Genomic DNA, 18,668 nt, shown 5'->3' on the forward strand with positions numbered 1-18,668 from the left:
CCAGGGTGCGGCTGCCACGGCCGCGAGCTTGGGACGGCGCGTCTGGACGCGGGCCCAGAGGGGGCTGCGCGGGCCCGCGCTCCGTCGGTTTGCCGCAGATGGCCGTTCAGCTGATGCGCTTAGCGGCCATTCGTGTCAGATCGGTGCGCCTGGGGGCGGGCACGGTGACGTTGCCCGGGCTTCGGGCCCGGGCCGGGAGTCCAGCCGCGCTCCAACAGCGCCGCGCGCACCCGGGTAATCGCGGCCGGCTCCATCCCAGGGCCGGGCGGGGTCAAGTGCCATTGGGTCAATACGACCACGCGCCACCCGGCGTCCCTGGCGTTCTCATCCCGGAAGATGTCGCTGCGACGCTGGGCCGGACTGGCGTGATGCCCGCCGTCGTACTGAACCGCGATCTTTTCTTCTTCGTAGGCGAGATCCGGGTCCTGGATCCAACCGCCGGTCTCATCGAACATGGGCACGTTGATTGCGGGTTCGGGCAGGCCATGCCGAATCAGGAGCAGCCGGAGTTCGGTCTCCTTGGGGGAGTCCGTGTCGGCGCGTATCAGGGACCGGGCCTGCATAGCCCGCCGGTAGCCCGCCCTGCCTTGCTTCCCGGCCAGGAACACGTCCAGCTCATGGATCGTGGTCAATGGATTTCTCCGCCGCAGCAGGAAATCCCCGGCGATCACCAAGTCATCGAGGCCTAGTATGACTGCGAGATCGAACCACGTCCGCAGCGGGGAAGTGCAGCTAGCCCTTACCCCAGCTACGATCTCGTCCGGTTCGAGTGCCTGCTGATGGCCCACCACATTCTTATGCCGCACCGCCCGCTGGTCCGGCCGACTCGTCAGATGGATGACAGCCAAGTTCTCCAAAGCCTGCGGCAGGGGAAATCCCCACAGCACTGCCGCTGACAGGTGGCTCACGATTGCGCCCGTCACGGCCGTCAGGGCATGCACACGTTTCAGCAAACTGTCCGGGGTGGCGGCGGTGGCGCGCACCCCGTAACAGGGGCTGACGAGATCCCTGGCCCGGGTCCGTCGTCGCCCCACCCCGGCTGTGCGGGCCTCGGCAACGGTGAAGGGCTGGTTTCGAAGATGCGGGGGGAGCTCACTGGGCGGGCGCATACGGGTATTCTGCGCCCGCGCCGATGGGGCTTGGAGGTTATCCACAGCGCGGGCAGGGTGTGGGGGAGAAGTGGGCGGTGTGGGCAGCAGGGGCGGGCGCGGATGCGTGGCGGCCGTTTGCCGGAGGTGGCCGCTTGGAGCGTGGGATTCCGGCCATCTGCGGCCAACGGCCGCAGATGGATGCCCGGGGTGACGGGGGACGGCGGGACGGGGGACCGCCGGAGATGGGAAGGGGAGTCTTGGCCCGGTGCGCGGACGCAATGGCCCGAAGCGGTGTGGGCAGCAGGGGCGGGCGCGGATGCGTGGCGGCCGTTTGCCGGAGGTGGCCGCTTGGAGCGTGGGATTCCGGCCATCTGCGGCGAACGGCCGCAGATGGATGCACGGAACGGTGCTACTGGACTGCTACGTGATTGTTACTTGACCTCGTCGGTGCCGGGCGTTCCGGCGTCGCCGGGTTCGTGGGCACCGCCGGCGCCTTCGCTGCCGCCGGCTTCCGCATTGCCGGCGTCGTTCTTGCGGTCCTTGGCGTCGAGTTCTTCCTTGAGCTTCTTGAGCCTGTCTGCCTCGGCCTGGTTGCGGTGGCGGATCTCAAGGTTGCGCAGGAACTCGGGGTCGTCATCGGGCGCTACCGGGTGGCTGTAGGCGACCGGTGCGGTGTCCGTGGCGCGGGGGCGTCCCATGAGAAACCACAGCGTGGCGCCGACCACGGGGAGGAGGACCTGCACGAAAATCCAGGCGGTCTTGGAGATGCCCCTGGTCAGCCGCGCGTCAGTGCGGATGAGGTCCACCAGTCCATAGACAAACACGGCCAGTATGACGATCGGAACCACTACACGGAGCATACCTTCAGTCTAGCCGTCGGGCGCCTCGACGGCGCCGGTCACTATGCCCGGGTGCAGGCTGCCGGCACCGCGGACGAGGGGAGCGGGATGGCCGAAGCAGCGCGCCGTCCTGGCGGCTAAACTTGAGGCGTGGCTTTCCTCAAATACACCCTTATTCGACTGGCGCTGTTTGCGCCCTTGTTTGCGCTCTTTCTCTACCTGCAGCTGGGGGTGCTCCTGGCCGCCCTGTGCGCCGGAATGATGTCCTTCGCCGTCAGCTTCCTGTTCTTCCAGAAGCAGCGCGACGCGGCCACCGCGACGCTCCACCACCGGTTCTTGGGCAAGGCCAAGCCGATGCGCAGCGCAGGAGAGGTGGCCGACGCCGAGGCGGAAGACCGCCTCGTGGACGAGAACCCCGACATTGCCGTCCGCACGGACAACCGCCCCAAAGATTCCCGGCAACCGGGGGCCTGAGCCCCCGGGCTGGTCCCCTGCAGCCCCTGGAAGCCCCGGCAACCGGGGGCCTGAGCCCCCGGGTTGGTCCCCTGAAGCCCCGGGAGCCCGCGGCCCTGAGCCCGCGGCCTAGAAGCCCCCGCCTAGAACCCGTGGCTGAGGACGAGTCCGATTGAAAACAGCGCGGCGAAGCCGAGGTTGATTAGTCCGGTCTGCTTCAGGACCGGGATCAGGCTCTTGCGGCGCCGCCCGGCGATCATCAGCCAGGACGGCATGAGGCTGGCGGGGATCAGCAGGAGCACGATCAGCATCCAGGGCCGGGCGGGGGCCAGGACGATGACCAGCAGGATCGCGACGGCCAGCATCAGCACATAGCTTTCGCGCGCATGCTTGTCCCCGAGCCGCACGGCCAGGGTCTTCTTCCCCGCCTTCCTGTCGGTCGGGATGTCGCGGACGTTGTTGGCCATCAGCAGGGCGCACGCGATCAGCCCCGTGCCGATCGCCCCAATGATCGCGGCCAGGCTCAACTGCCCCGCCTGCGTGTACGTGGTGCCCAGCGTTGCGACGAGGCCGAAGAACACAAACACGAAGACGTCGCCCAGGCCGAGATAGCCGTACGGGTTCTTGCCGCCGGTATAACCCCAGGCGGCCAGCACGCAGCCGACGCCGACCAGGATCAGCCACCAGGCCTGCGTGATGATCACGAGGATCAGGCCGAACAGCATCGCCAGCCCGAAGGCTGCGAACGCGGCCCGTTTGACGTGCTCCGGGCTGGCCGCCCCCGAGCCCACCAGCCGGAGCGGACCCACCCGGTCCTCATCCGTGCCCCGGATCCCGTCCGAGTAGTCGTTGGCGTAGTTGACGCCGATCTGCAGGAGCAGGGCGACCAGGGCGGCCAGCACGGCGTTCAGCAGGATGAACGAATCCATCTCGTAGGCGGCTGCGCTGCCGATCAGCACCGGTGCGATTGCGGCCGGCAGGGTGCGCAGTCGGGCGCCTTGGATCCATTGTGCGGCTGTGGCCACGGTCAGTACCTCGTTGGTTGGTTGAATGCTCGTTGGTGGTTTGAGTTGCCGGCCGGAAGCCGGAAGCGCTTGTCTATTTTCCCTGATGGAGGGCGTCCAGCCGGACCGTCATGCCCAGCCGGTCCGGTTTCCCGTTGGGCAGCATAAGCAGTTCCGCGGCGGGCAGCACGGTTTTCGGGGCCAGTGCGCCCAGCGACGGTGCCCAGGTCTGGTTCCGGCGGTCGGCGAACGCCGCCAGCCCTTCCGGGGAACTGTCGGCCACTGCGACGTACGCGGCCAGGGCGTGGCCCCACTCCGCGGACGGCACACCGGCGACAAAAGCCGCCCGCACGCCGTCGAGCTTTTCCAGCTCAGCCTGGACATGGGCGGCGGAAACTTTGACGCCGCCGGTGATGACGACGTCGTCGGCCCGGCCGAGCACGGTGAGCCGGCCGTCGGCGTCCAGTTCACCGAGGTCATTGGTCCGGTACCAGCGGACGCCGTCCGCTTCGATGAACGCCGCTGCCGAGAGCTCTGGGGCCTGAAGATAGCCGGCGGCAATGGTTGCCCCGCCCAGCAGGATGCGGCCGTCGTCCTCCACCCTGACCAGGACGTCCTCGAGCGGGAAGCCGTCGTACACGCACCCGCCGCAGGTCTCGGACGAGCCGTAGGTAGTCACCACCCGCACGCCGGCGTCCCGGGCCGCGTCGAGCAGCTGCGCGGACGCGGGTCCGCCGCCGAGCAGGATGGCGTTGAAGCGCCGCAGCACCGCCAGCGTCTCGGCGGAGGGCGCGTCCAGCAGGCGCTGGAGCTGGGTGGGCACCAGCGAGGTGAAACGGATCTTGTCCGTGAGCTCCAGCGCCGCGGCGGTGAAGGCCTCCGGCGTAAAACCGCCGGAGAGGTCCATGGCCCACGGGCGGGTTCCGGCAAAAAGCGAGCGGACCAGCACTTGGACGCCGGCCACATACTGGACGGGAAGGGCCAGCAGCCACTGGCCCTCGCCCTTGAGCGCAAAGGCGGTCGCCACAGACGAGGCCGCCAGGGCCTCGACGGTCAGGACGGTCGCCTTCGGCGTGCCGGTGGACCCGGAGGTCCGGACCACGACGGCCGCGTCCTCGATGCCGGCCGTGTCAGGGAACCCCAGCACCGGCGAGCCGTCCGGCCCGGCGGAGAGTTCGACGGCGGGCCCCTCGCCGTGGAGGGCAGCAGCCAGCGCCTTGAGCGCAGGCTCGATGTTCATGGCTCCGGAAGTCACAGCGCGCCTTAGAAGTAGTACGGGAAAGCGGACCAGTCGGGATCGCGCTTCTCGAGGAAGGCTTCCTTGCCCTCCACGGCCTCGTCCGTCATGTACGCCAGGCGGGTCGCCTCGCCGGCGAAGACCTGCTGGCCGGCCAGGCCGTCGTCGGCGAGGTTGAACGCGAACTTGAGCATGCGGATGGCCTGCGGGGACTGCCGGGCAATGTCAGCGGCGTACTCCAGGGCGACCTCCTCGAGGCGTCCATGGTCCACGGCCTCGTTCACGGCGCCCATCCGGACCATGTCCTCGGCCGAATATTCACGGGCCAGGAAGAAGATTTCCCGGGCGGACTTCTGGCCGATCTGGCGGGCCAGGAGGGCCGAGCCGTAGCCGGCGTCGAAGCTTCCCACGGTGGCGTCGGTCTGCTTGAACTTGCCGTGCTCGCGGGAGGCGATGGTGAGGTCCGAGACCACGTGGAGGGAGTGCCCGCCGCCGGCTGCCCAGCCGTTGACGACGGCGATGACCACCTTGGGCATGGTGCGCATGAGCCGCTGGACTTCCAGGATGTGCAGCCGGCCGGCGCGGGCGGGATCGATGGATTCCTTGGTCTCGCCGTCGGCTGAGTTTTGTACTACGTACCGGTACCCGTCGCGGCCGCGGATCCTCTGGTCCCCGCCCGAGCAGAACGAGTGGCCGCCGTCCTTGGGGGAGGGGCCGTTGCCGGTGAGCAGGACTGTGGCCACGTCCGGGGTCATCCGGGCATGGTCCATGGCGCGGTAGAGCTCGTCCACGGTGCCGGGCCGGAAGGCATTGCGGACCTCGGGGCGGTCGAAGGCGATGCGGACGGTGGGCAGGTCCCGGACCACCTCCCCGTCGGCGGAGCGCTCCACCTGCCGATGGTAGGTCATGTCCTGGAAGTCGTCGAAACCGGACACGGTGCGCCACCGGGAGGGGTCAAAGACGTCGGATACCTTGGCGGGGATTTCGTTGCTCACAGTCCGAGTCTAGTAATCGCGTCAGCTGATGCAGAACTCGTTGCCTTCCGGGTCCGCCATGGTGTGCCAGGAATGCGGTCCCTGACTGGCGGACCAGAGGAACGTGGCGCCGCGCGCTTCAAGGGCGGCCCGCACGGCGTCCTTGTCCCCTCCCGCGAGCCGCACGTCCCAATGGACCCGGTTCTTGACAGTCTTTTCCTCCGGGACAATCTGGAACAAAACGCGGTGGGCGGGCGCCTTGGCGTCGAGTTCCTCGGGCGGGCGGATCGCGGCACCCTCGCGCCACACGAGCTGGCCCCGGTGCGTGGTGGTCTCCGCCTCCGTCGCGAAGCCCCGCTCGATCATGGAGTGGATGAAAACCTCATCCTGCGGCTCCACGGCCCATTCCAGGGTTTCGGCCCACCAATCGGCGAGCTCGTGCGGGTTTTTGCAGTCGACGACTATCTGGATTTTCAGTGTCATGGGAAGAACCTACGACGTCGCGGCCCGCGGCGGTAGGGTTCAGGCGCCGCAAGGCACCGGAGGCCCTTGCGGCGTAAGGGAGTCCGCGATCCGCCAGATCGATCCATCCCAGGTCATCAGGTAGTCGAGCTTCCATTCCGAGCAGGACTGCCCGTCGGGACCGTGCTGCGCGTCCTGAACGGTCCTCAGCCGGACGGACGCCGTGAGATCGGGTCCGGCAGCGGATACGTCCTCGACCTCCAGCGTGCGCCAGAAAGACGAGCCGAGCCCCTCCCGCCATGTCTCGAGCCCACCCATCCGGTCCTGCATCTCGGGTGTCAGTATGGCGAACGCGAGGTCGTATGCGCCGCGGTTGATGGACTGGCCATGAAATACCAGGCTCTGGGTGATGTTGGCGGCCTGCGGGTGATCGGAATTCACCGTAACGTCTATCGCACTGGTGTCTGCCGGTGCCGGCAGGCCGCAGCTTGTCGGGGACAGCGAAGTGGTGCGGTTCTTCCAGCTCTCGACGGCGAGGACAGCCTTGCGGGCATCCACAGCGAAGGCCGTGCCTTCGGCACTGTAGTTACCTTCGCTGCCTGCACCGAAAACCCAGGCCCGCTTGGAGCTCACGACTCCTGCCACCTTGCCGTCCATGGTCAGCAGCGGGCCGCCGCTGTTTCCAGGATTGATGGCGGCGTCGGTCTGGATCAGGTTGCTGACCGTTCTTGTGCCGATTGTCTGCTCCCGGTTCAGTCCGCTGACGCGTCCCGCGGTGAAGGTCAGGTCGGCGTCCAGGGGAAAGCCCAGGGCCGCCACGTCTTCGCCCAGTGCCGGTGGAGCGCTGACGAAGTCGAAGATATGGCCGCTGACCGGGCGGGCGGTGCGCAAAAGGGCAAGGTCGGCCGCCTCATCAATACCGAGTACCTGCGCGCTCGAGATCTCTGTTCCGAGGCTGATGCTGATGGCGGCTTGGTCCTTCACGACGTGTGCGGCGGTGACGATGAGGTCATTCTCGATGAGGAAACCGGTACCGACGCCGCCTGCGTCGCACAGCGTGACGTTGATCTTTGCTACTCCGGAGCGGACACTCGCGACGGTGCCGGCCCACCCGCCCGGCTGTCGGCTTCCGGTAGCGACCGGGTCTGGTGCTGTGACGGCCGCCGGGCTGGTTGGCGGCGGGGTCGCCGGCGCTGCAGACGTGGCTGTTGGGGTGGCCGGTGCCGCCGGTGCAGTCGGTGCGGCGCCGGGAAGGGACACGCAGCCGCTCAGCGCGAGAAGTGTTGTCATCGCCGCAGCTGCCGGGAGTGCGAACATTCGGTGGGCGTGGGCTTTCATGGCAGTCCTCCCCAATATAAGGTTGCCGCTCCAGCCCTCCCAAACCATCGCGAAGTGCCCTCAAGATAGCGCATGCGCCGGCGAACAACCAGAGGGGAGCCGGGTGCCATGCGCCGCCGCGCTGCTTCGGTTACCCCTGCACTTGCTGCAGCTGTTCGAGCACCTCGGGCGGAATGGCGTAGATGAAGATGACCGCCAGGAGGTTCTTGGAGGCGTGGACGAAGTAGGAGAACATCACGTTCTTCCCGGTCCAGACGTACACGAACACCAGGACGGCGCCCATGGCAAGGTACGGCATCAGCACCTGCAGGGTCATTTGCTCCTGGCCCACGATGTGCAGGGCCGCGAAGAGGACCACGGACATGATGCAGCAGACCCAGAGGTTGACCCGGCGGCTCAGTTTGCCGATCAGCAAGTGGCGGAAAATGTACTCCTCGACGAACGGGCCGACCAACACCAGCAGGGGGACCATGAGCCAGACCGGGACCTGCTGCATGAGCGCCTGAAGGCCCGCCTGGTTGGCGGAGGTCTGCACAGGTCCGCTGAGGGCCACGAGAACCGCGGTGAGAATGAGCATCGCCACGACGGTCAGCGGCACCATGAGGGCCGTGAACCAGGGCCTTGTGGCAAGGACGCGGAGATCACGGACCGCAACATGCCGCGCGGCGGTCAGGGCAAGGACGCCGACCGTTGCGTAGAAGATCAGGTTCACCGCGTAGGACGCCACCGCAGGATTGGGCGATATCTGCAGCAGCAGCGGCTCCAGCAGGCTGCCCGCCACGGCGAATAGACCGGCCACGGCAACATAGAGTCCAACAGTGATGAAATCCAGCCGGGAGAACCGGTAAAGCTCCGGCTGCGGCGCGGGTGGTGTACGGAGAGCTGTGCCCATGCCCCCAGCCTAGTGCCGAGGCAGGAGGACGCGGTCCAGCTGATCCCCGGCGCCATCGCAGACCTGACGCCCGACGGCGGCAGGGCCTCAGTGCCCAGTGACGGCCGGCGGTGCCATACTGAGGACGCAAGCCGCCGTCGGGCAGGCTGGCACCTACTGCGAGGACTCCTTGAGCGAACATCTCCGCCTTTCGGGCGTATCACACGGCTATGGGGACCGCCAGCTCTTTGCCGGCGTCGACGTTGCCATCACGGCTGGCGAACATGTGGCGATCGTCGGCGAAAACGGCGCGGGCAAATCCACACTGCTGCGGATCCTGGCCGGTTTCGAGGCCCCGGACGAGGGCACGTCCGTCAGCCACGGCCGCGTGGGCTACCTTGCCCAAACCCACGGCCTGCCGGAGCTGTTCACTGTCAGCGACGCGATCGACGCCGCACTGGAATCGCTCCGCGCGCTGGAGGCCGAGCTGGACCGTCTGGAGGACGGGCTGGCCGGCGCGGAAGCTGACGAACTGGAGCGCTACGGAAACCTGCAGACGCAGTACCAGCTCCGGGAAGGCTACGCCGCGGAATCCCGGGTGGAAGCGGCGCTGGACAGGCTCGGCCTGGGCGGGCTGGACCGGATGCGGACGCTGGGCTCGCTCTCCGGCGGGGAACAGGAACGGGTGGCACTGGCCTGCGTTCTCGCCGATCCCGCGGACATTTTGCTCCTGGACGAACCCACCAACCACCTGGACGCCAGCGGTACGGCCTGGCTGGAGGCGCGGCTGGCCGCGCACCGCGGCACGGTGGTGGTGGTCTCCCACGACCGCGTGCTGCTGCGCAAAGTGGCCTCAACCGTGATTGAGGTCGATGCCGAGCGCCGGTCGGTCAACCGGTATGGCAACGGTTACGAAGGCTACCTGCGGGAGAAGGCTGCCGAGCGCCAGCGCTGGGCACAGCAGTACCACGGGTGGCTGGACGCGATGGCGGCCGAACGGCTCCAGGCGGACACGGTTGCCGGCAAGATGGGCTACGCCCGCCAGCGCGACGGCGACAAGATGGGGTTCGACTTCAAGGCCGGCACGTGGCAGAAGGCGGCCACCAGCAAGGTCCGAAACGCCCAGGAGCGTCTGCGCCGGCTGGAGGCAAACCCCATTGACCGTCCCCCAGTACCCCTGAAACTGGCAACGGACCTGCGGGCGGACGTGGCCGAAGGCCCGGCGCTCGAGGCGAAGGGGGTCGCGGTGCCCGGCCGGCTGGAACCCACGGATTTCCGGGTGGAAGCCGGCCAGAAGATCCTCATTACGGGCCCCAACGGTGCCGGGAAGTCCACGCTACTCTCCGTCCTCGCCGGCACGTTGGAACCGGCCCAGGGCAAAGTGGTGAGGCACGGCCGGATCGGCTATCTGCAGCAGGAGTTGGAACTCCCGCAGCGCCCGGGACTGCGGCTCCTGCCCGCCTTTGCCGCGGGCCTGGGCGGCAATATCGATGAGCACGCCGAGGCGCTGCTGCGCCTGGGGCTCTTCCGGACCAGCGAATTCCACGTGCCGGTGGGCAGCCTTTCCGCGGGGCAGCAACGCCGGCTGGCGCTGGCCCGGCTCCTGCTGGGCGGCTTCGGGACGATGCTGGTGGACGAGCCCACCAACCACCTGGCGCCCGTGCTGGTGGAACAGCTTGAAGCGGCCCTGTCCGAGTTCGCAGGGACACTGGTCATGGTCAGCCACGACCGCGCGCTGGGTGAGTGGTTCAGCAACTGCGCCAGGCGAGGAACGAGCCGAGAAACAAGGCACGGCGCCAGGCAGGAAACCGGGCACGGAAACGGCGCGGGGAACTGGCTCCGGTACTCGATGCGGGACGGCGCCCTGGCGTAGCAGAACGATTCGCCGGAGCCTGCGCGGACCAAATAGAACATTATTCGGCTATTTGGCAGATTTGGTGTCATTAATTAGGCATAGCGCCTGACTGCTGTTGCCCGCGTCACGGCCGGTCCGGGAATTCCAGTACGATGGATGAGCCGCGCGAGGGTTTGACTCCTTGTGAGGTTCGGTACATCTTGCTGTCCCACCGGGCAGAAACCCGAATGGAATGTAACCGAATCCCGGTCCCGTCCCGGCCATAATCCGACCTACAAGGAACCGTTGTGCCATCAATTACCCCCACAGAACTCCAGAGCGCGCCCGCGGAATCCGCCGTCGACTCGACCCTCAGCGCCGAGGGCTATAAGAAGACCCTGAGCGGGCGCCACGTGACGATGATCTCGATGGGCGGCGCAATCGGCGTCGGCCTGTTCATGGGCGCCGGCGGACGCCTGGCCTCCACGGGCCCGGCGCTGATCTTCTCCTACGCCATCGCCGGCGTGATCGCCTACCTGCTCATGCGGGCGCTGGGTGAGCTCATCATGTACCGCCAGACCTCGGGCTCCTTCGTCAGCTACGCCGGCGAAATGTTCGGCAAGAAGGGCGCCTTCCTCTCCGGCTGGATGTACTTCATCAACTGGGGCATGACCGGGATCGCCGAACTGATCGCGATCGGCCTGTACTTCCAGTTCTTCTTCCCCAACGTGCCGGTGGAAGCCTCCGCGATTGCCGCCCTCGCGCTGCTCGTGGCCGTCAACCTGCTCAGCGTCAAGGCGTTCGGCGAGTTTGAATTCTGGGCGTCCTGCCTTAAGGTCGGCGCCATCCTGATCTTCCTGGCCGTGGGCACCTTCATGGTGGTCACCAACGCCAAGGTCGGCACGGGCCACGCCTCAGTCGCCAACCTCTTCGCCGACGACGGCGGGATGTTCCCCAAGGGCGCCCTGGTGATGGTCCTCGTGCTCAACGCCGTGATCTTCGCCTACAACGGCATCGAACTCGTCGGCATCACCGCCGGTGAGATGGAGAACGCCAAGCGCGAAGTGCCCAAGGCAATCCGCGCCGTCGTACTGCGCATTGTGGTGTTCTACGTCGGTTCCGTGCTGCTGCTGGCCATGCTGCTGCCCTCGGACCAGTACAAGGCCGGCGTGTCCCCGTTCGTCACCGTGTTTGGCCAGATGGGCCTCGGCTGGGTGGGCGACGTCATGAACATGATCGTCATCACCGCCGCACTGTCCTCCTGCAACTCGGGCCTGTACTCGATCGGCCGTGTCTTCCGCACCATGGCCAACAACGGGCACGCCCCGCAGTGGCTGACCAGGATGTCCAAGCGCCACGTGCCGTACGCGGCCATCCTGGCGATCGCCGCCTTCTACCTCGTGGGCATCCTGCTGAACATCTGGCTCGGCGGCTCGCACGCCTTCGACCTCGCGCTGAACACCGCCTCGATCGGCGTGATCTTCACGTGGGGCGCCATCTTCGCCAGCCAGATCGCGCTGCGCCACCAGAAGGGCCGCGTCTCCAGCCTGCCCATGCCGGGCTCGCCGTGGACCAGCTGGGCCGGGCTGGTCGCGCTGCTGGCCATCACCGTGCTGATCGGCTTCGACACCATGACCAGCAAGGCCGGCGAGGTCTTCCACCTGGGCCTGTGGACCCTGGCGACCGTCCCGTTCTTCGCCCTGGTGCTGTGGCTGGGCTGGCAGAAGGTCAAGAACAACGCGCCCAAGAGCGAGCTCTACAGCTAGGACCCACCGGTTCGACGTGTAGCGTAGCGCGGCGACGGCGGCAGCCACCTGGCAAAGGTGGCTGCCGCCGTCGCGTTTAACTGCGTTTAAAGCGGAGGGCCCTCAGTAGCTGGCGGGGGTGCCGCCGGGCTCAGCCACCGCATCCGGTGGGATGTAGTCGGCGGCAAGGGCCTCGGAGCCGCGGGCCAGGATGGACACATCGGCCCCGACCAGCACGAACGCGGCGCCGGCGGCCAGGTAAGCGCGGGCCGTTGCCGGGTTGAAGGCGTTTACGCCGGCAGGTTTGCCGGCCGCTGTGGCGGCGGCGAGGCAGCGTTCGACGGCGGCGCGTACCCGGGGGTGTTCCTGCTGGCCCAGCAGCCCCATGGAGGCGGCGAGGTCGGAGGGCCCGAGGAAGATCGCGTCCACGCCCTCCACTTCGAGGATCTCCCCGACGGCGGCCACTGCGGCAACGGATTCAATCTGGACGGTGACGCTGACGGTGCCGGAGGCGCGGGCGAGGTAATCCGGGATACGGTTCCAGCGCGCGGCCCGGGCAAGGGCCGAGCCCACCCCGCGGACGCCGTGGGGCGGGTAGCGGGTGGCGGCCACGGCGGCCTCCGCCTCGGCTGACGAGTTCACCATGGGGATCAGCAGGTTCTGGACGCCCAGGTCGAGATACTGCTTGATGAGCACGGTGTCGTTCACCGGCGGCCGGACCACCGGATGGACCGGGTAGCCGTGCACGGCCTGCAGTTGGGCCAGGATGGATTCGAGGCCGTTGGGGCTGTGCTCGGCGTCGATCAGGAGCCAGTCCAGGCCGGACCCGGCGCAAAGCTCGGCCACCAGGGGGCTGCCGGAGCAGACCCACATCCCAGCCAGCGGCCGTCCGGCAGCGCCGGTCTGGTTGCGCAGGGCGTGCTTGAAAGTGGCGTCGGGTTCTACTCGAAGCGGCATGTCACAACTCCCAGGGGTCCGTAATCGGCGTGCACGGTGTCACCCTTGTAGACCCAGAGGGGCCGGGTGAAGGAGCCGGCGAGGATGATGTCGCCCGCCTTCATCCCGTCGCCGTGGGCGGCGATCTTGTTGGCCAGCCAGTGCACGCCGTTGGCCGGGTGGTCCAGGACGCCGGCGGCCACGCCGGTTTCCTCCACGGTCTGGTTCTTGTAGAGGATGGCGGAGACCCAGCGCAGGTCCACGGCGTCGGGACGCACGGGGTTGCCGCCGATCACCATGGCGCCCATCGCCGCGTTGTCCGCGATGGTGTCCACGATGGTCCGGCCCTCCATTTCGATCCGGGAGTCCAGGATCTCCAGGGCCGGGACCACGTAGTCCGTGGCGTTCAGGACGTCGAAGATGGTGCAGCCGGGACCGGCGAGGTCCTTCTTCAACACGAACGCGAGCTCCACCTCCACCCGGGGATGGGTGTACCGGTCCCAGTCCACGGAGCAGCCGGTTTCCAGCACCATGTCATCGAAGATCGCGCCGTAGTCCGGCTCGGTGATGCCGGTGGCGGCCTGCATCGCCTTGGACGTGAGGCCGATCTTGCGGCCCACGAGGGTCCGTCCGGCATCCTCATGGCGCCGCCGCCACAGCCGCTGGACTGCGTAGGAGTCCTCCACCGTCATCCCCGGGTAACGGGTGGTCAGGCGGGGGACCGGAGTACGGCTGCGGCCGGCTTCCAGCAGTTCGTCTGCGATGGCCTCGATCGTCGCGGGATCAAGCACGCTAAACCTGCGCCCCGAGCTTGAAGCCCGTCGCTTCTCCGGCGGAGCCGTCCTCTTCCTTGCGGGTGTAGGAGAAGCCGTCGGCGCCCACGGTCACGGCCATCTCGCTCTTTTCCTCACGGACGATCACGGGCTGCGGGTTGCCGTCGAGGCCCAGGACCAGGGAAGCCTCGGTGTACCAGGAGGGGACCACGGGGTTGCCCCACCAGTCGCGGCGCTGGTTGTCGTGAACGTCCCAGGTGATGGTGGGGTTGTCCGGGTCGCCGGTGTAGTAGTCCTGGGTGTAGATCTCGATGCGGTGGCCGTCCGGGTCCAGGATGTAGAGGTAGAAGGCGTTGGAGACGCCGTGCCTGCCAGGGCCGCGTTCGATCCGGTCCGAGATGCGCAGGGCGCCCATCTTGTCGCAGATCTGGATGATGTTGTGCTTCTCGTGCGTGGCGAAGGCAATGTGGTGCAGCCGCGGGCCGTTGCCGCCGGTCAGGGCGGTGTCGTGCACGGTCTGCTTGCGGTGCATCCACGCGGCGTACGTGACGCCGTCGGAGTCCTTGATGTCCTCGGAGACGCGGAAGCCCAGGTCCTCGAGGTACGCCCGGCCGCGCGGGACGTCCGGGGTGACCTGGTTGAAGTGGTCCAGCCGGACCAGTTCGCCGGCGGAGTAGAGGTCGTAGCGCTGGGTAAGGCGCTCGACGTGTTCGGTCTCGTAGAAGAATTCGTAGGGGAAGCCCAGCGGATCCTCGACGCGGACGGCGTCGCCGATGCCCTTGGTGAAGCCTTCCTTGCGGCGCTCGGTGCGGCAGCCCAGTTCCTTGTAATAGGCCTCGGCCGCGTCCACCTCGGCCGGCGACTTCACCCGGTAGGCGAAGGCGGCCGCAGCGGCCACGGGCCCCTTGCGCAGCACCAGGTTGTGGTGGATGAACTCCTCGAGGGAGCGCAGGTAGATGGTGTTCTCGTCTTCCTCGGTGACGTGCAGGCCCAGCAGGTCCACATAGAACTGGCGGGACTTGGCGAGGTCCGTGACCACGAGTTCCAGGTAGGCGCAGCGGACGATGTCCGGGGCCGGGACAGTGGGGGTGGGGACGAAGTTGGTCATGGTGCTCTCTCTTCTTTGAAAGGGGTCTGGGTGGCGCCGGCGGGAAACTTAGGCGCCGAATTTGGGCGTATGAACGGTGCCCAGGGTGATGTGGACAGCCTGCTGGTCGGTGTAGAAGTCGATCGAGCGGTACCCGCCCTCGTGACCCAGGCCGGAGGCCTTGACGCCGCCGAAAGGGGTGCGGAGGTCGCGGACGTTGTGGCTGTTGAGCCAGACCATGCCGGCCTCGACGTTTTGGGAGAAGTTGTGCGCGCGGGTCAGGTTCTGGGTCCAGATGTACGCCGCGAGCCCGTACCTGGTGTTGTTCGCCAGGGCGAGGGCTTCGTCGTCGGTATCGAACGGGGTGATGGCGACGACGGGGCCGAAGATCTCCTCCTGGAAGATCCGCGCGTCCGGGGCGACGTCGGCGAACACCGTGGGTGCGATGTAGTTGCCCTCGGGCAGGTGGTCAGGGCGGCCGCCGCCGGCCAGCAGCCGGCCCTCGGACTTGCCGATTTCCACGTAGGAGGCCACCTTGGCGTAGTGCTCGGGGTGGACCAGCGCGCCGACCTCGGTCTTGGGGTCGTGCGGGTCACCGACCACGATGTTCCTGGCCCGGGCGGCGTACTTGTCGCAGAATTCCTCGTACACGGCGCGCTCCACCAGGATTCGGGAGCCGGCGGTGCAGCGCTCGCCGTTGAGCGAGAAGACGCCGAACAGGGCGGAGTCGATCGCGGCCTCAAGGTCGGCGTCGGCGAACACGACGCACGGTGACTTGCCGCCGAGCTCCATGGAGAGGCCCTTGAGGTTGGCCGCGGCGTTGCGGAAGATGGTCTGGCCGGTGGTGGTTTCGCCGGTGAAGGAGATCAGCGGCACATCCGGGTGCTTGACCAGGGCGTCGCCGGCTTCCTCACCGAGGCCGTTGACCAGGTTGAACACGCCGTCGGGGAGCCCGGCGTCCTTGAAGATCGTCGCCCAGAGCGAGGCCGAGAGCGGGGTGAATTCGGCCGGCTTGAGGACCACGGTGTTGCCGGTGGCCAGGGCCGGGGCGAGTTTCCAGGACTCGAGCATGAACGGGGTGTTCCACGGCGTGATGAGCCCGGCGACGCCGATCGGCTTGCGGTTGACGTAGTTGATCTGGGCGCCGGGGACCTTCATGGCGTCGTCGAACTGGGCCACGATCAGGTCCGCGAAGAAGCGGAAGTTCTCGGCCGCGCGCAGCGCCTGGCCCTTGGCCTGGGTGATGGGCAGGCCGGTGTCGAAGGTTTCGAGCTCGGCCAGGCGGGCCTCCTGGGCTTCGACGGCGTCGGCGATCCTGTTCAGGACCCGGGCCCTCTCACGGGGCTTCATCTTCGGCCACGGGCCGTTGGTGAACGCCTCGCGGGCCGCGGCGACGGCGAGGTCGATGTCTTCCTTCTGGCCGGCGGCGGCGGTGGCGTAGTTGGTGTTGGACACCGGGTCCAGGACATCGAAGGTCGCCCCGCCCACCGAATCAACGAATTCGCCGTTGATGTAGTGCTGGATGTGGTTGGGAAGGCCCTGCGGAACGTAGTGGGCGGTGGTTTCTGCGGCAGTAAACGTCATTGTTTTTCCTTACTGATAGTGCAACGCGGGGTCACTTACGGCCCATGCCGGGCGCCTTAATGGGCGCTAAGTGACCCCGCGTTGGTTTGGGCGAGGTACGCGTCCAGGGTGGCGCTGCGGTGGCGGCGGGCGGCCTTTTCGATGTCATCCGGGCTGGCGCCGGACTCGATGAGCTGCAGCAGCGCCTCGTGCTCGTCGACGGATTCGTGGGCCCGGCCCGGGACGAAGCGGAACGTGGAGGAGCGCAGTGACGCCAGCCGGTTCCAGCCCCGGTGGACGAGGTCCAGGATGTGCGGGTTGGGGCAGTGCTCGAACAGGACGCTGTGGAAGTCCTGGTTCAGCCGGGTGAACCGGACGGGGTCGAAGTGCTGCAGGCATTCGCGCATCTCGGCGTTGACTGCCCGGGCGCGGGCCACGTCCGCCGTCCCGATCAGCGGGGCCGAGAGTGCCGTTGCGGCGCCCTCAACGATGCTGAGGGTCTGCATCGTGTAGAGGTATTCGGTGGGGTCGATTCCGGACACAGTGGCGCCGACATTCCGCTCGAACTTGACCAGGCCCTCGGCCTCGAGCCGGCGGATCGCTTCGCGGACCGGCACCACGCTGACGCCCAGGTCCTCGGCTATCTTGGCCAGCACCAGCCGGTAGCCGGGGGAGTAGGTCCCGTCCACGATCCGGGCCTTGACGGCCGCATAGGCCTGCTCGGATTTGCTGCCGGAAGTCGCGGCCGGCGTGGCTGCGGCCCTGGCTGTCTCAGTCATTGGTCTTGCCTGCTTCCCATTCCTGGTACCGGGTCCGCCAGGCGGCGTTGAGCGGGTAGAGGCCGTCGACGCTGTGGCCCTGCTGCACCATCTCGGCGATGAAGGTTTCCTCGCGTTCCTGCGCGATGGAGTCGTCCGCGAGCTCGTCGGCGAGGGCCGGCGGGATCACCAGGATCCCGTCGGCGTCCGCGACGATGATGTCCCCGGGCTGCACGGTGGTGCCGCCACAGGCGATGGTGATGTCCGTGTCCCAGGGGATGTGCCGGCGGCCCAGGACGGCCGGGTGCGGGTTGGCATAGTACGTAGGCATGTCCATGGCGGCCACGGCGGTGAAGTCGCGCACGCCGCCGTCGGTGATGATGGCGGCGGCGCCGCGGACCTGGGCGCGCAGGGCCAGGATATCGCCGATCGTGCCGGTGCCCTTTTCGCCGCGGGCTTCCATCACCAGGATCTCGCCCTCGTTGACGGAATCGATGGCCTTCTTCTGGGCATTGAAGCCGCCGCCGTGGGTCGTGAACAGGTCCTCGCGGTTGGGCACGTAGCGCAGGGTCCGGGCCGGGCCCACGATCCGCCGCTCCGGGCGGGTGGAGGACAGGCCGTCGATGCTGACGTTGTTCAGGCCGCGCTTGCGCAGCTGGGAGGACAGGGTGGCCGTGCAGACGGACTCCAGTTTGGCCTTCAGCTCCGGGGACAGGCCCGGCGTCCCTGCCGGCTGGGCGGCGGCGAGGCCGGCCGCTTCACGGGAACCGTAGGCTTCCTCCCGCTGGAGATCATCGGTCTTGGGCCGGGCGCCGAAGTCCGCGAACGGCGTCGTGCCTTCCTCCACCCGGGTGACCAGCCGGCCGGTGGTGAGCCCGCCGCCGGCGGCGCCTCCCGTCGTCGCGCTGACTTCCACCTCGACGACGTCGCCCGGCGTGGCCACCGACGCCCCGGCGGGGGTGCCGGTGAGGATGATGTCGCCCTCTTCGAGGGTGAGCAGTTGGGACAGGTCGGCCACGAGCCGGGCGAACGGGAAGAGCAGGTCCACGGTGGTGTCGTCCTGGACCAGTTCACCGTTGTGCCACGTGCGGATCCGCAGTTTGGCGGGATCGACGGCGTCTGCCGCGATCAGGCCCGGGCCCACGGGTGTGAAGCCGTCGCCGCCCTTGGAGCGGAGGTTGGAGCCCTTGTCCGCGTAGCGGAGGTCGTAGACGCCGAGGTCGTTGCTGGCGGTGACCCATTCGACATGGCTCCACGCATCCTCGAGGCCCACGCGGCGGGCGGTCTTGCCGATGATCAGGGCGATCTCGCCCTCGTAGCCGAGGAGTTCGCAGCCGGCCGGGCGCTCCACGGTTGAAGGCGCTGCTGCAGAACCGAGAGCCAGCGACGAGGACGGCTTCAGGAAGTAGGAGGGCTGCTCGGGTGTGCGGCCGCGCTGGGCTGCCCGGCTGGGGTAGTTGATATGCACCGCGATGACCTTGCGGGCCGCGGCCAGGATGTGGTCGGTGACCTGTTCCAAGTGTTACTCCTCATCGAGTACGAAATCGTATACGAAACACTATGGCCCGGAAGCCGGGGAGCGTCAACCCCTTGCGCGGGGATGTTTGCCGGGGCCTTTGCCGGGGCCTTTGGGGACACTTGTAACCTGCGTCATATCTGACGTACAGTTTTGGATCAGGGACGAAATTCTATTATCGAACGTC

The 18,668-nt window shown here is 67.6% G+C and carries 17 protein-coding genes; 3 read left to right on the forward strand and 14 right to left on the reverse strand.

Features of this window, described 5'->3' with window-relative positions; all coding sequences use genetic code 11:
• Window positions 1-119 precede the first annotated feature (119 nt).
• A complete protein-coding gene (locus AC1DNG_RS10060; protein WP_476887267.1) occupies window positions 120-983 on the reverse strand; it encodes a hypothetical protein in 864 nt (287 codons plus the stop codon).
• Between the two features lie 539 nt (window positions 984-1,522).
• Window positions 1,523-1,951, reverse strand: a complete 429-nt coding sequence (locus AC1DNG_RS10065) for a PLD nuclease N-terminal domain-containing protein (protein WP_223913634.1) — start codon at window positions 1,949-1,951, stop codon at window positions 1,523-1,525.
• 129 nt (window positions 1,952-2,080) lie between these two features.
• On the opposite strand from AC1DNG_RS10065, the gene AC1DNG_RS10070 reads away from it, so the two are divergent.
• A complete protein-coding gene (locus AC1DNG_RS10070; protein ID WP_476887268.1) occupies window positions 2,081-2,404 on the forward strand; it encodes a DUF4229 domain-containing protein in 324 nt (107 codons plus the stop codon).
• A 122-nt stretch (window positions 2,405-2,526) separates the two neighbouring features.
• Here the strand turns inward: AC1DNG_RS10070 and AC1DNG_RS10075 are convergent, their stop codons facing one another.
• From AC1DNG_RS10075 to AC1DNG_RS10100, 6 genes are all read right to left on the reverse strand, one after another.
• On the reverse strand, window positions 2,527-3,408 hold the full coding sequence (locus AC1DNG_RS10075; protein ID WP_028276409.1) for a 1,4-dihydroxy-2-naphthoate polyprenyltransferase: 882 nt from the start codon (window positions 3,406-3,408) through the stop codon (window positions 2,527-2,529).
• Window positions 3,409-3,481: 73 nt separating this feature from the next.
• On the reverse strand, window positions 3,482-4,627 hold the full coding sequence (locus AC1DNG_RS10080; protein ID WP_476850271.1) for an AMP-binding protein: 1,146 nt from the start codon (window positions 4,625-4,627) through the stop codon (window positions 3,482-3,484).
• A 23-nt stretch (window positions 4,628-4,650) separates the two neighbouring features.
• Window positions 4,651-5,619: a 1,4-dihydroxy-2-naphthoyl-CoA synthase gene (locus AC1DNG_RS10085; protein WP_476850211.1), complete on the reverse strand. Its 969-nt coding sequence runs from the start codon at window positions 5,617-5,619 to the stop codon at window positions 4,651-4,653.
• A gap of 21 nt (window positions 5,620-5,640) precedes the next feature.
• Entirely contained in the window at window positions 5,641-6,081 is a 441-nt protein-coding gene (locus AC1DNG_RS10090; protein WP_476850210.1) for a VOC family protein, read from the reverse strand.
• Between the two features lie 39 nt (window positions 6,082-6,120).
• Entirely contained in the window at window positions 6,121-7,350 is a 1,230-nt protein-coding gene (locus AC1DNG_RS10095; RefSeq protein WP_476887269.1) for a S1C family serine protease, read from the reverse strand.
• Between the two features lie 178 nt (window positions 7,351-7,528).
• Window positions 7,529-8,290, reverse strand: coding sequence for a CPBP family intramembrane glutamic endopeptidase (locus tag AC1DNG_RS10100; protein WP_223913638.1), 762 nt, complete (start codon window positions 8,288-8,290; stop codon window positions 7,529-7,531).
• Window positions 8,291-8,459: 169 nt separating this feature from the next.
• On the opposite strand from AC1DNG_RS10100, the gene AC1DNG_RS10105 reads away from it, so the two are divergent.
• Complete coding sequence (locus AC1DNG_RS10105) at window positions 8,460-10,142, forward strand: ABC-F family ATP-binding cassette domain-containing protein (protein ID WP_476887270.1); 1,683 nt, start codon at window positions 8,460-8,462, stop codon at window positions 10,140-10,142.
• 269 nt (window positions 10,143-10,411) lie between these two features.
• Window positions 10,412-11,869, forward strand: coding sequence for an amino acid permease (locus AC1DNG_RS10110; protein ID WP_476887271.1), 1,458 nt, complete (start codon window positions 10,412-10,414; stop codon window positions 11,867-11,869).
• Window positions 11,870-11,971: 102 nt separating this feature from the next.
• Here the strand turns inward: AC1DNG_RS10110 and AC1DNG_RS10115 are convergent, their stop codons facing one another.
• The 6 genes from AC1DNG_RS10115 to AC1DNG_RS10140 are packed head-to-tail and all read right to left on the reverse strand — an operon-like array spanning window position 11,972 to window position 18,484.
• Window positions 11,972-12,805: an aldolase/citrate lyase family protein gene (locus AC1DNG_RS10115; RefSeq protein WP_476887272.1), complete on the reverse strand. Its 834-nt coding sequence runs from the start codon at window positions 12,803-12,805 to the stop codon at window positions 11,972-11,974.
• A complete protein-coding gene (gene hpaH, locus AC1DNG_RS10120) occupies window positions 12,790-13,575 on the reverse strand; it encodes a 2-oxo-hept-4-ene-1,7-dioate hydratase (RefSeq protein WP_476887273.1) in 786 nt (261 codons plus the stop codon). The genes AC1DNG_RS10115 and hpaH overlap by 16 nt, the downstream gene beginning before the upstream one ends.
• A gap of 1 nt (window position 13,576) precedes the next feature.
• A complete protein-coding gene (gene hpaD, locus AC1DNG_RS10125; protein WP_476887274.1) occupies window positions 13,577-14,665 on the reverse strand; it encodes a 3,4-dihydroxyphenylacetate 2,3-dioxygenase in 1,089 nt (362 codons plus the stop codon).
• Window positions 14,666-14,713: 48 nt separating this feature from the next.
• The gene (gene hpaE / locus AC1DNG_RS10130; protein WP_476887275.1) at window positions 14,714-16,228 is read right to left on the reverse strand and encodes a 5-carboxymethyl-2-hydroxymuconate semialdehyde dehydrogenase; all 1,515 of its coding nucleotides are present in this window, start codon (window positions 16,226-16,228) and stop codon (window positions 14,714-14,716) included.
• Window positions 16,229-16,284: 56 nt separating this feature from the next.
• Window positions 16,285-16,986, reverse strand: a complete 702-nt coding sequence (locus AC1DNG_RS10135; RefSeq protein WP_476887276.1) for a GntR family transcriptional regulator — start codon at window positions 16,984-16,986, stop codon at window positions 16,285-16,287.
• Window positions 16,979-18,484: a fumarylacetoacetate hydrolase family protein gene (locus AC1DNG_RS10140; RefSeq protein ID WP_476887277.1), complete on the reverse strand. Its 1,506-nt coding sequence runs from the start codon at window positions 18,482-18,484 to the stop codon at window positions 16,979-16,981. Before AC1DNG_RS10140 ends, AC1DNG_RS10135 begins: the two co-directional genes overlap by 8 nt.
• Between the last annotated feature and the right edge of the window lie 184 nt (window positions 18,485-18,668).

The sequence above is a fragment of the Arthrobacter sp. 01T425 genome (genome assembly GCF_056398725.1).